Origin of the sequence: Halocatena halophila (genome assembly GCA_027563145.1) — an archaeon.
GTDB lineage: Archaea > Halobacteriota > Halobacteria > Halobacteriales > Haloarculaceae > Halocatena > Halocatena halophila.
In genome coordinates this window covers 227,912-239,723 of sequence record CP071307.1, presented here as the reverse complement: position 1 = coordinate 239,723, position 11,812 = coordinate 227,912, and the positions used below count along the sequence as shown (strand labels likewise).

The window sequence follows — 11,812 nt, the reverse complement described above, 5'->3', positions numbered from 1 at the left end:
TTAAAATTCTTTTGATTCCATATGATGAATGCAATCTGAATATGTGAATAGTATTACCACTACATGAGTAGATATTATTAGCAACAAAGTAGAACATTTCCCTGGTTTGAAATCCTGGTCGGAACCGATAGCAGCCGTTTTCTGAGCCAGCTCCCTATGTGGATGTTAGAACCACCGAACCGGGGCCGTCCCCCGAACTGCAGTCTCGGAGCAGAACTCGAATTGCCTCCGCACAGTTGCTCGTGTCCGTCCACAGCGGATGGGAATTTCCCACGATTCAATCTTGAGTGTAATCTGAATGGCTAAAAACCCATTACACTGGTACGCGAGTAACGGACAGAGACTACGCGCAAGGCATCCACCGTCGGCCAGCGAGAGACATACAGCAAACGGCCCGTGCTTTCTTTTGGGAATGAATGTACCGCTCGCGTTCATCCGGAAATACCGGACTGGCAGAATGTGAAAATCTGCCGACACCGGTGTGCATATATAGTTTGTCACGCACGGGTGTGCATGGACATCGGCGTCTGTTACTTTCCCGAACACTGGCCGCGCGAACGCTGGGCGACCGACATCGAGCAGATGGCGGCCGCTGGCATCGAGTACGTTCGAATTGGCGAGTTTGCCTGGAGTCAGATCGAACCAGAACCGGGGACACGCAATTTCAGCTGGATCGAGGCCGTGCTGGAACTGCTCGATGAATACGATCTCCAGGCCGTGCTCTGTACGCCGACCGCCGCTCCACCGAAGTGGCTCGTCGATCGACATCCTGAGATTCACCAGCAAGAGCCAGATGGTACTGTCAACGGGTTTGGGAGCCGGCGGCACTACTGCTACAACAGTCCGGTCTACCGTGAGCACACCGAACGGATTGTTAGCGCGCTCGCCAACCGATTTGTAGATGCTAACCCCGTTATCGGCTGGCAGATCGACAACGAGTATGGCTGTCACGGGACGTTGTTCTGTTACTGTTCGGACTGTGGGAGGGCGTTTCGTGACTGGCTCCGGGAACGATACGAAACGATTGCTGAGCTGAACACGGCGTGGGGAACCGCGTTCTGGAGCCAGCGATACCGGTCGTTCGACGAGATCGACCCACCCCGATCGACGCCGGCCGACCACCATCCGAGTCGTTTGCTTGACTACCACAGATTCACCAACGAAGGAGTTGTGGCGTACAATCGACTGCAGGCACGCATTCTGCGAGCAGCTAATGACGACTGGTTCGTGACCCACAACTTCATGTGTTCACACACGGATCTGGACCCGTTCGCGTTCCGCGATGATCTCGATTTTGCCTCCTGGGACGTCTATCCGACCGGGGCACCACAGACGGTGCCCGGTGTGAAGCCAAGCCGCCAGGAACTTCGAATCGGAAACCCGGATCAGTTGGGTCTGAACCACGACTGGTATCGTGGTGTCGCTTCCGATCGGGTCTGGGTGCTTGAACAACAGCCTGGCACGATCAACTGGCCACCATATTCGCCGACACCCGCAGACGGCGCAATGGCGTTCTGGGCACACCACGCTGTAGCCCACGGAGCAGACGTTGTTGCGTACTTCCGTTGGCGGCGATGTCGCTCGGGACAGGAACAGTACCACGCCGGCCTGCGACGACAGGATGGCACGCCCGATCGTGGGTATCACGACGCTACCCGTGTCGCATCCGAACTGGATCAACTAGAGGACGGCGAGATCAATGGCTCCGTCGCGCTCGTTGTCGATCCACCAAGTCTCTGGGCGCTATCCACCCAGTCGATGGCTCCGTCGTTCGATCCGTGGGAACACATCAAAACGTACTACACCGCGCTTCGGGGGCGGGGCGTCACCGTGGCTGTGGTCTCGCCGACTGATCCCCTTGAATCGTACTCGCTCGTCATCGCACCGGCACTGTATCTGCTGGAAGATGTACGCGCAGAAAATCTCACTGCGTACGTCGAATCGGGTGGCACACTGCTCACGACACTTCGGACCGGTGAAAAAACACGAGCGAATCGTCTCGTTGAGGGACTGGCACCCGGACCACTCACGGACACCGTTGGCGCAACCGTAGCACAACACGAGTCGGTCGACGACCGGTTCGAAACGCGCGTAACGATCGATGGGTCAACGTTCGATTATCACACCTGGGCCGAAGCGCTCGCTCTCGAGACTGCAACGTGTATCGGGACACATGCTACTGGCGTCCATCAGAACCGTCCAGCAATCACGCGTAACGACGTCGGTGAGGGCTCGTGCTACTATGTCGGCGTCTGGCCGACGCCTGCACTTGCCGATACGATCATCAGTAGGGTGCTGTCGGAGGCTGGCGTCGATCGGCTGGACGAACGACTTCCAGATACCGTTCGTATCGCAGAGCGTGGTCCCTACGCCTGGGTGTTCAACTTTGGCACTGATTCCGTCTCGATCGATGGCGAGATCACAATTGGATCCTCCACGCTTGGAGCGTATGACTGTGCTGTGACCACCGAATCGATCGAATCGATCGAAATCCACTGACGATGGTGGCGGCCTGATGCTCCAGCGAATTTCCGGAGCAGTTTTTCGAAGACTGAAGCGTTCGCCCTCACCGTAACACCAAAGCGTGCGGAGTCATCTTCAACTAGATACGATCCATGCCAACACCACTCGAGACGTTTGAATCGTCGCTCCAGGACGTCGAATCGTCGGTAAAGCATACTACACCACAATCGCTAGAAGCCACACTGAAAACGGTAATCGAACGGCCAGCCGTCGGCGTGCAGTTGCCGTTTGAAGAGTGTTCGCTGGCCGATCTGGATGTGGCTCTCGATCCAACACCGCGGGCACTCCAGACGGCGGTGTGTGGAATTACCACTGCAGTGCTCGGTATTGCCACGTACGGCACGCTGGTGCTTGAGGCCACGCCGACCGGCTCGGAGCTGTCAAGTCTCTTTCCCGATCATCATATCGCTGTCCTTCGGGCGACGGACATTGTTCCAGACATGGAGACCGCCTTCGATCGTCTCTCGGAGCTCGTGGCTGCCGGTCGAGGCGATCATGTCCTCGCGACAGGGCCGAGTGCAACGGCGGATATGGGATCGCTAGTGTACGGTGCCCACGGCCCACGCACAGTGACCGTCGTTCTTGTGGAGGAATAATGGACGGATCCAGGGCCGAAACGGCAGCACAGATCGAACGGCTGCTCGAAACCGAGGGCGAAACGGTTTCTGAAAATCTCACTGACCTTAACCAGGGCAGATACGAATCTGTTGACCGACTCGATGAGTACGATGCGTACAAAACTCGGGCCCGATCGATCAAAGCGGACGCGATCGAACGGCTCCCCGAACTGATCGAGACCGTCAGTACGGCGGTCGAGGCCAACGGGGGCTCCGTGTATCTCGCAGACGACGCCGACGATGCGAACCGATACATTCGCGAGGTTGTCCAGGAGGAAAACGCAGAAACCGTCGTCAAGAGCAAGTCAATGACGACGGAGGAAATCGAATGCAACGAAGCGTTGTCTGCGGATGGGGTCTCCGTCTGGGAGACGGATCTGGGTGAGTTCGTCCTTCAGGTTGCAGATGAATCTCCATCACATATTGTTGTGCCTGCCATCCACAAATCCCGGGCGGCAATCGCCGAGTTGTTTAACGAGACCTTCGAACTTGACGAACCACTCGAAACGCCAGCAGAGCTCACCAACTTTGCGCGAGAACATCTCGGGGCCAAAATTCGTGCGGCAGACGTTGGAATCACGGGTGCGAACTTCATTGCGGCAGACACCGGAACGATCGCGCTCGTCACGAGCGAAGGCAACGCAAGAAAGACTGTGGCAGTTCCAGACACACAGATCACTGTTGCGGGCGTCGAAAAGCTGCTCCCGACGCTTTCAGATCTCCAGCCGTTCGTCGAGCTCATCGGCCGGTCGGGAACTGGCCAGGACATCACGTCTTACGTGTCGCTGTTCACGCCACCAGTGGAGACGCCCCCGGTCCCGTTCGACGACCCCGACACGCCGATCGCAGACGGCAATCGAGATCGCACGTTCCATCTCGTCCTCATCGACAATGGACGACTTGCGGTTCGCGACGATCCACAACTGCGCGAAACGCTCTATTGCATCCGGTGTTCGGCATGTCTCAACTCGTGTGCAAACTTCCAGCACGTCGGTGGCCATGCATTTGGCGGAGAAACGTACTCCGGGGGGATCGCCACCGGCTGGGAGGCGACCGTCGAGGGAATTGATAGCGCCGCAACGTTCAACGATCTCTGTACCGGCTGCACACGGTGTGTGAACCAGTGTCCGGTGAACATCGATATTCCGTGGATCAACACGGTCGTCCGCGACCGGATCAATCGCTCTGGTGATGCCGATGCGTTCTCGTTTCTCGTCGATCCGCTCGTCCCCGACACACAGCCCGACGGCCTTGATCCACAAAAACGGTTTTTTGGGTCGTTCGAGCGGGTAGCGACGCTGGCGAGCAAAACCGCGCCCGTCTCGAACTGGCTCCCCAAACTGCCGGGGGTCAGGAGCGTTCTCGAACGAACGCTGGGGATCGATCATCGCCGTGAGCTTCCACAGTTCAAACGAGAAACCCTGCGATCGTGGTTTCACTCTCGTGATGGTCCAGCCCTCGATACTGTCCGTCGGATGGCGGTGCTCTATCCGGATTGTTACACCAATACAGTCCACGTCGAACGTGGCAAGGCGGCGGTGCGTGTACTCGAAGCACTCGGCGTTGCCGTCGAAATGCCGGCGATTCGGTCGTCTGGTCGCGCACCACTCTCACAGGGAATGATCGACACTGCCCGTAGTCATGCGAGTGCAGTGGCTGCAGATCTCATCCCCTTGATTGACGATGGGCGTGACGTGGTCGTCATCGAACCCGGCGAACTGGCCATGTTTCGCTCGGAGTATGAGAAATTACTCGACGGAGAGCGTGCTGAACCGATCGCTACGGCCAGTTACGATCTGTTCGAGTATATCTATGGACTGCTCGAGAACGGTGGTGATCTGACGACACTCGAGGGGGCTGCTGAGCCAGTGGCGTATCACGCTCACTGTCAACAGCGAACGCTTGGGCTCGAATCGTACACGACTGCCGTTCTCGAACGGCTCGGCTTCGACGTAATTGAGAGCGATGTCGAGTGCTGTGGCATGGCCGGCTCGTTCGGCTATAAGAGTGAGTATTATGATCTCAGCGTCGATGTTGGTACGGCGCTTACCGAGCAGTTCCAAACCCCAGCGACGAGCGATCGAACGGTCGTCGCCAGTGGTACTTCCTGTTCCGACCAACTCGACGATCTGCTCGAACGAACCCCCCGTCATCCGATCGAACTGCTCGATTCACACACCCAAAACAGCTAAGCGGATTCGTTCGCACCCTTATCAGTATGGAGCGAATTGCATTCCAGTTACGGATAGAGGAGGGAAAGCGAGACGACTATCGAACCGCGCACGAAGAGGTTCCGGAATGGTTAGAAACCGCGTATCTCGATTCGGATGCAGGAATCGAACGTTACAGCGTGTTTGAGGCCGATGGTACTGTGTTCGGCGTGCTTGAACTCGAGAATCCGGAGGCATTCAGGGAAGTTATGGCCGAGAGTGAGGCTCAATCACGCTGGGATGAGCATATGTCGCCGATACTGACCGGAGATGAACCAGTCTGGCTCGATGAGGTGTATCGCCTCTGTTAAGATTTCTACAAGAGGCGCTCTCAGTGCGCGCTGTCTGAAATCACCTGTCTGGTGCGTTCCTGTACGGTGGGAACCACCAGAATATTCTATTGATTTAGATTTCTACATGAAGGTCAAAGTGTGTCTATATAAATATGTGTCATACTAATTAACAATAGTATGGAACTAAACTGTTTTTAAATGTCATTAAAGTAATAACCGTCTAAGACCGATCAATCGCCTATTCATAGTGGTATTAGATGATTGAATAACAGCCAATCCGTTCTAGCTACAGTAAATACTTCACCTCTTATGCAAATCATACCAATTATAGTTTATTACATTCGAACCGTACACCGGATCAGATCTCTCATATGAAGCTGAATTCGTCCGTAATAAATCTGTGGTTGCTTTGTGCGAGAAAGCCCCGAATTTGATTTATTTATGTGGTGCTTTTTGTGACGTGATGGCAAAAGAAACGACAGAAGGATTGTCTCCAACGGAAGCGATAGAGACGCTGACGGAGATCGAAGGGTACGACAAAACTTTGACAGTTCGGACGTTTGGGCTGACACTAATGGTGTTCGCGCTCGCGATTGGAGCAATTCCAATATCATATGCCTCAGCGGAGTCATGGCTCAGCGGCCACGCGTATGCTGGTGTGATCGAATCCCTGCTCTGGGCTCCATGGATCGGCGGAGCAGTGACAATTACCTCTGTGCTCTGGAAGACACACTCGATTTCTCTCGGTGAATCGGACGCGCCAGTGTACAACTGGCTCGGTGTTGCGTTTACGATTGTGTTCTTTCTCATGGCGTTTGGCGTACAGATCATTGTCGGCTCCACTATGAACGTCTACATCACCTGGGGAATTACTGCTGGACTTTTTACAGTTCTTCTTGGCGGCTGGTACTACTATCTGTACCGAAAACGCTGGGCTCTCATCCCGCTCATCGTAGCCGGTGTGGTGATTCTGCTCGGGAATCTGCTGTTGAGCACGGTTGAACTGCATGCCGTTCAAGCGGGCTTTGCCACTGGCTTTTTGCAGGGTTGTGTGTACTTTCTCACAGGGCTTGCAATCTCCATGCGAGGGTAAGGGATGGATCTCGACTCAGAACTCGAACTCATTCACCAACCCACCCGGCTTCGAATAATGCGCATCCTGTATCGCCACCGGGACGTGTCGTATTCGCGGCTCCGTGACGTGTTGGATCTCACCGATGGGAATCTCGCTGCACACACCGAAACGCTCGAAACAGCCGACTGTCTTGAATCACGCAAAGCATGGGCACAGAATGGCTTCGAAACCCGCTATCGAATCACCAAGCACGGGGTCTCAACGTTCAAAGCGTATCTTGCCGAACTGCGACAGCTACTGGAAGAAGTGCCTGATGAGAAATAAAGCGTGCAAAATCATCCCTCCGATCGAGAGCGGATCTACCACCACGCAACACTCGGACCCCTACCCGGACGGAACCCAAACGGACGCCATATCACGGCAACCCAGATAACTGTCATACGGGACAGGCCCAAATTGACAGTAGTTACTACTGATGGTTCGAAAGCGTGGTACATTTTATTGTGGAATGGTAGTTTTGCTGTAGCGTGAGCTATTTTCGACTTCCGAGTGCGATATTCTATCAGTAGTAATTGGAACTGAATCCGGTGATGATATTCCCTGTGTCATACAGCACCATCCCCTAAATTGCCTGAACAATACATTTGGGCCTCTTTTGGTTCTCCTATCCTTGAAAATTGTGGACGATTGCTGCTACTAGTTGTTGTGTCTTTAATTATATCCATTACTCTGTTCGCAGAACAATCCTCCCGACTATGGCATATGGATAGTACAAATCACAGCCATATCCGTGAACAAGAGCAGATCTGGCGAACGCTTATTGGGTTGTGGAACGTTAGTAGTGATCATAATGGGTCTATTTAAAAAGCTCGGACGGCAGGCCGAACAGTTCAAACAGGATATGCAGTCTGCTGCCAAAGAAACGACTGATCAGGACGGAAAAACCTACTATTGCAAACGGTGTGAAGAAACCTTTGCAGGCCCCTCCGAGCAATGCCCAGAATGTAACAGTACGGATATCGAGATTGTAACGTGACACAGTTAATCAGCCACAGATCTGTTGCTCCTCTCCCGTAATTCGTGTCATACACAAACAACTTTGATCCCACCCGAAGGAGTTGTTCTAATTTCCGTTCCAGTTATGCTAACCCACCAAAGCATATAGGGTCCTATAGTCGGAAAGAAGGTCGTATAGATGCAAAAATCCGACGAGATCGATGACCACGGACGAAACACACCGGGCTGGCTCCGTGCAGAGCGGAGCTACGAGGACGAAGTGATTGGCGAGGACACGCTGGGCGAGATGTTCGTCGCGAGTGCCCGACGAAACAGTGACCGTGATGCCCAGAGGTATAAAGGCGGCATCTATGATCGCACACTGGCTGGCGTTGCCTACCCCAAAGCGCCGAACAACGAGTTCGCATCGCTAACGTACGACGATATGCTGACGGTCGTCCAGAGGTTGGGTGCTGGATTCATCGATCTCGGTGTCGAACGCGGTGATCGCGTCGGACTGTTCGCGAACACGCGAATGGAGTGGGCCCAGTGTGACTTTGCGCTCCTCTCGGTGGGGGCTATCGTTACGACCGTCTATACCGAGTCGAACGCGCGTCAGGTGCAATACTTGCTGGACGACTCGGGCGCGTCAGGGGTTATCTGCGAGAACGAGGAACTTCTTGACCGTGTCCTCTCGATTGAAGACGAACTGGATATATCGTTCGCCGTCGTGATGGACTCATTCGAGACTACAGACGCCACGATTGATGTCTACTCGCTGGCGGATATCTATGAACGCGGGAAATCGGCCTTCGAGGAGGATGTATCTACGGAACGTCTCGAAGGGTGTGATCCAAGTGATCTCGCATCGCTCGTTTACACCTCCGGAACGACAGGTGATCCAAAGGGTGTAATGCTGACCCACAGGAATTTCCGTGCGAACGTCAATCAGGTCCGGAAACGGTTCGGTCCTCGACCGGATAAGGACGCCGACGTGCCCGTCATCGACGAGAATTCTCAAACCCTGTCGTTCCTGCCGCTGGCACACGTCTTCGAGCGCCTGGCCGGACACTTTTCGATGTTCGCTACGGGTGGGACTGTCGCTTACGCCGAGTCTCCGGACACCGTGAGCGAGGATCTGGAGATCGTCAAGCCCTCTGGTGCAACGAGCGTTCCTCGAGTGTACGAACGCATCTTCGAACAAATGCGCTCACAGGCGTCTGGATCGGACGTATCCGAACGGATCTTCCACTGGTCGCTCGACGTGGCTCGGGAGTACAGCACTATCAAGCGAGATCCAGACGAGAAACCGAATCTAGTCTTGCAGATCAAACACGCTATCGCAGACAAACTCGTCTACAGCAGTGTCCGTGAAGGCGTCGGTGGCAACATCGACTCGTTCATATCTGGTGGGGGGTCGTTGTCGAAAGAACTCGCCCAGCTGTTCGACGGGATGGGGATTCCAATCAACGAAGGATACGGGCTGACTGAAACGGCACCCGTTGTCTCCACCAATCCACCCGAGGCACCAAAGCACGGCACGCTGGGGCCACCGGTCGTGGACTGTGACGTGATGGTTGATGAGTCCGTTGTGAGCAAGAAGCGACGCGAGAACGCCGACGGAACGATCGGAGAACTACTCGTCCGTGGGCCAAATGTCACTCGGGGCTACTGGAATGACCCCATAGCGACCGAGGACGCGTTCACTGAGGCTTCGGACGGTGGCGATTCGTGGTTCCGCACGGGTGATATCGTCACCATTGACGAGGATGGCTATCTCATCTACACGGATCGGCTGAAGACCCTGATTGTGCTTGACACCGGGAAAAATGTCGCCCCCCAGCCCATCGAAGATGCCTTTTCCACCTCCGAGCGCATCGAGCAGATCCAGGTCGTCGGCGACGACGAGAAGTTCATCGGTGCGCTTATCGTACCAAATTTCGATCAAGTTCGGCACTGGGCCGAAAAGCAGGAGATCGACCTTCCTGATTCTCTCGAAGCCATCTGTGCTGACGACCGCGTTGAGGAGTACATCGCCGAAGAGGTCGACCGTGTTAGCGCTGATTTCCCGAAACACGAACGGATCAAACAGTTCGAACTCGTTCCGGTTGAGTGGACTGCCGAGAACGACTATCTTACGCCCTCGATGAAGAAAAAGCGCCGCTCCATTCACGACGGCTTCGAAGCGTATATCGACCGGATCTACGAGGACTGAGTGACGCCCGGTTCGTCGTGAACAGTGCCCATTCTACCTTTCGTTGGATGAAGCGCAATCGAAGGGGTAATTCACTATCTTCGGACGATTTCTTCGAATATTTTCCGTTCAATTCGCTGGAGTTGTTCGCCAATCGTCCCAGCCGTGCGGTTGCGTTGCTGAGCGATCGCAGCATGGGTTGATCGTCGCGGTACATCGTAGTACCCCTGTTCCATGGCGATTTTGAGCGTTTCTTGTTGGTTTTCTGTTAACATCGAAAACGGGGTCTCACGTTTTGGCTCGTACTCGCCGGTTCGTTCTACGGCCATCCTGATTGAATCAGGGAGTGCCGCCACTGCTGTTTGAACCGTTCGCTTCTCGCCGAAAATTGTGAGGCGGAGTCCGCCATTGGGTGTGAAATCAAGTGGTGTATCAATTATAATTTCGTGTGATTCTAGCACTGTGAGCATCTCTACAGTGAGCTTCCCTGGTCGATAGTGAAGATAGATGAGAAACCCACATTCAGTCTTCGAGATCTGATAGGAAAGCGTCGCGGAACTGTGCTCGAGTGTTTGTTCGATTGTTCTACTATCACCTCCAACTTCACAGAGCAGTACAGCAGTTTCATCGTCCAGCAGCTGTATTTGATTGAGCGTCTGTCGATGAATTTTCGGATCATCACTTGCCAACCGATCGGTCGGACCGAAACAACCGTCCACCGGTGTGAGTCTGACGACCGTATATCGCATTATCCAGCAGAGAATATCTGCAGAGAGAAAACAATTCTGCGGATACAGCTGTACCACTCGTTACGGGGGCGTCCCGTATTCGAGCAGCGTCGACTCTTAAACCCTCCTGGGATACACGGAGGTAGCGTTAGGATGTACTCTCACTAACAACTGGGCGTCTCATGACACAGGTAGAAGACACGAGCCGCGACATGCGCATTACTCCCGACTCGTTTGCTGGTGGCTACTTCCGAAATGCCGTCTACCGCCACTGGGATCCGTATGAAGACGTCCCACAGGAGCTACTCGAATCCGACCGACAGAAATTGATTGAGAGTGAAATGACTGAAGCGGAGTTCGACGGCCTTCGGGGCACTATTGCGCTGTTTGGTGCTGGAGAAGAGGCAGTGACCGAGGATCTTGCCCCGCTAGCAATCGTTCTTGATGACATTGACGATCAGATGTTCATCACATCTCAGCTCTATGAAGAGGCCAAACACACCCAGTTCTTCGATCGTTACTGGCGAGCAGTCATTGATCCAGTCGCACGATCGCGCGACTTCGAGTTGACCCAACCAACCGACCAGCGATACTTTAACGAGGAGTACATTGCCCTGTTCGAGAAAAACGAAGCTGCGATGAAGCGATTGTTGACCGAGGACAGTGCAGAAACCCGCGCAAAGGCGTACTGCCACTACCATCTCACTGTCGAGAGCGTGCTTGCCCAGACTGGATACTACGGCCTCCAATCTGCTTTCAGCCCAGATGGACCAGAAATGTTCGAAGGAGACGAAACCATCCATCTCGAAGGGCTTATTGAGGGCATTACGTACGTCCGAAGCGACGAGGGTCGTCATGTCGGCTTCGGGATGCAAAAAGTCCGCGAACTGATCCAAGAGGACGAGGTCTCATCGAATGTCGTCCAGCAAACGCTTCAGGAGTTGATGGGTCACGTTGCGGGCGCTGTCCAGGGTGACAACATGACGATCGATACGGCCCCGCTTGTGGAGTACGCACAGGAAAAAATCACCCGACGTATCGAAATTCTCACCGAGGAAGAAGCCGAACTCCCTCCGGTTGAGGAGCTCGTAAAAATTGAGGACGCAACAGCCGGCTGAGTCGGTGGTTACGGCTGTCTCACTGACACGAGCCACAGCGATTCCAAAAAATCAGCCA

Annotated in this window: 10 protein-coding genes; 9 read left to right on the top strand and 1 reads right to left on the bottom strand. The window is 54.4% G+C overall.

Translation table 11 applies throughout. The features are described from left to right. The first annotated feature begins 513 nt into the window (after positions 1-513). The 8 genes from JXQ78_RS15280 to JXQ78_RS15245 all read left to right on the top strand — a co-directional run bounded on the left by JXQ78_RS15280 (position 514) and on the right by JXQ78_RS15245 (position 9,929). Positions 514-2,499, top strand: coding sequence for a beta-galactosidase (locus tag JXQ78_RS15280; RefSeq protein WP_330633383.1), 1,986 nt, complete (start codon positions 514-516; stop codon positions 2,497-2,499). A gap of 116 nt (positions 2,500-2,615) precedes the next feature. Next, a complete protein-coding gene (locus JXQ78_RS15275) occupies positions 2,616-3,119 on the top strand; it encodes a LutC/YkgG family protein (protein WP_330633382.1) in 504 nt (167 codons plus the stop codon). Further along, positions 3,119-5,332, top strand: coding sequence for an LUD domain-containing protein (locus JXQ78_RS15270; protein ID WP_330633381.1), 2,214 nt, complete (start codon positions 3,119-3,121; stop codon positions 5,330-5,332). Before JXQ78_RS15275 ends, JXQ78_RS15270 begins: the two co-directional genes overlap by 1 nt. A 26-nt stretch (positions 5,333-5,358) precedes the next feature. Continuing rightward, positions 5,359-5,661, top strand: a complete 303-nt coding sequence (locus JXQ78_RS15265; RefSeq protein WP_330633380.1) for an L-rhamnose mutarotase — start codon at positions 5,359-5,361, stop codon at positions 5,659-5,661. A 445-nt stretch (positions 5,662-6,106) separates the two neighbouring features. Then, positions 6,107-6,736, top strand: a complete 630-nt coding sequence (locus JXQ78_RS15260; protein WP_330633379.1) for a hypothetical protein — start codon at positions 6,107-6,109, stop codon at positions 6,734-6,736. A 3-nt stretch (positions 6,737-6,739) separates the two neighbouring features. Then, positions 6,740-7,042 carry a transcriptional regulator gene (locus JXQ78_RS15255; protein ID WP_330633378.1) on the top strand — a complete coding sequence of 101 codons (303 nt, stop codon included), beginning with the start codon at positions 6,740-6,742 and terminating at the stop codon, positions 7,040-7,042. Between the two features lie 526 nt (positions 7,043-7,568). After that, on the top strand, positions 7,569-7,754 hold the full coding sequence (locus JXQ78_RS15250) for a hypothetical protein (RefSeq protein WP_330633377.1): 186 nt from the start codon (positions 7,569-7,571) through the stop codon (positions 7,752-7,754). 159 nt (positions 7,755-7,913) lie between these two features. Further along, complete coding sequence (locus JXQ78_RS15245; RefSeq protein ID WP_330633376.1) at positions 7,914-9,929, top strand: AMP-dependent synthetase/ligase; 2,016 nt, start codon at positions 7,914-7,916, stop codon at positions 9,927-9,929. A gap of 74 nt (positions 9,930-10,003) precedes the next feature. On the opposite strand, the gene JXQ78_RS15240 is transcribed toward JXQ78_RS15245, so the two are convergent. After that, the gene (locus JXQ78_RS15240) at positions 10,004-10,657 is read right to left on the bottom strand and encodes a helix-turn-helix domain-containing protein (RefSeq protein WP_330633375.1); all 654 of its coding nucleotides are present in this window, start codon (positions 10,655-10,657) and stop codon (positions 10,004-10,006) included. A 161-nt stretch (positions 10,658-10,818) separates the two neighbouring features. On the opposite strand from JXQ78_RS15240, the gene JXQ78_RS15235 reads away from it, so the two are divergent. After that, positions 10,819-11,754, top strand: a complete 936-nt coding sequence (locus JXQ78_RS15235) for a ferritin family protein (protein ID WP_330633374.1) — start codon at positions 10,819-10,821, stop codon at positions 11,752-11,754. Positions 11,755-11,812: the final 58 nt, after the last annotated feature.

What these genes read in the sequence shown, in the direction of transcription:
- JXQ78_RS15280 (WP_330633383.1), top strand. Translation starts at nt 514, where the DNA reads ATGGACATCGGCGTCTGTTACTTTCCCGAACACTGGCCGCGCGAACGC.
- JXQ78_RS15275 (WP_330633382.1), top strand. Translation starts at nt 2,616, where the DNA reads ATGCCAACACCACTCGAGACGTTTGAATCGTCGCTCCAGGACGTCGAA.
- JXQ78_RS15270 (WP_330633381.1), top strand. Translation starts at nt 3,119, where the DNA reads ATGGACGGATCCAGGGCCGAAACGGCAGCACAGATCGAACGGCTGCTC.
- JXQ78_RS15265 (WP_330633380.1), top strand. Translation starts at nt 5,359, where the DNA reads ATGGAGCGAATTGCATTCCAGTTACGGATAGAGGAGGGAAAGCGAGAC.
- JXQ78_RS15260 (WP_330633379.1), top strand. Translation starts at nt 6,107, where the DNA reads ATGGCAAAAGAAACGACAGAAGGATTGTCTCCAACGGAAGCGATAGAG.
- JXQ78_RS15255 (WP_330633378.1), top strand. Translation starts at nt 6,740, where the DNA reads ATGGATCTCGACTCAGAACTCGAACTCATTCACCAACCCACCCGGCTT.
- JXQ78_RS15250 (WP_330633377.1), top strand. Translation starts at nt 7,569, where the DNA reads ATGGGTCTATTTAAAAAGCTCGGACGGCAGGCCGAACAGTTCAAACAG.
- JXQ78_RS15245 (WP_330633376.1), top strand. Translation starts at nt 7,914, where the DNA reads ATGCAAAAATCCGACGAGATCGATGACCACGGACGAAACACACCGGGC.
- JXQ78_RS15240 (WP_330633375.1), bottom strand. Translation starts at nt 10,657, where the DNA reads ATGCGATATACGGTCGTCAGACTCACACCGGTGGACGGTTGTTTCGGT.
- JXQ78_RS15235 (WP_330633374.1), top strand. Translation starts at nt 10,819, where the DNA reads ATGACACAGGTAGAAGACACGAGCCGCGACATGCGCATTACTCCCGAC.